At 65.6% G+C, this 273-nt stretch carries 1 protein-coding gene; it reads left to right on the top strand.

Features of this window, described 5'->3' with window-relative positions; all coding sequences use genetic code 11:
- The coding region (locus R0J88_RS20160; protein WP_410900899.1) for a DegT/DnrJ/EryC1/StrS family aminotransferase at positions 1 to 273 on the top strand (273 nt) is incomplete at both ends.

Genomic DNA, 273 nt, shown 5'->3' with positions numbered 1-273 from the left:
GACCACCGGCCGCTTCAACGAGGCGTTCGAGAAGCGCTTGGCCAGGTACCTGGGGCGTCGCTGTGTACTCACCACCAATTCCGGCTCGTCGGCCAACCTGCTGGCGTTTTCCGCACTGACCTCGCCACGCCTCGGCGACCGGGCGATCAAGCCGGGTGACGAGGTGATCGGCGTTGCTGCCGGCTTCCCCACCACCGTCAACCCGATCCTGCAGTTCGGCGCGGTACCGGTGTTCGTCGATGTCGAGATGGGCATCTACAACATCGACCCGGC

Source organism: Pseudoalteromonas sp. SIMBA_162, from assembly GCF_046535955.1.
Taxonomy (GTDB): domain Bacteria; phylum Pseudomonadota; class Gammaproteobacteria; order Enterobacterales; family Alteromonadaceae; genus Pseudoalteromonas; species Pseudoalteromonas marina.
Note: the sequence above shows the minus strand (reverse complement) of the source record. Positions and strands in the feature narration are given on the sequence as shown.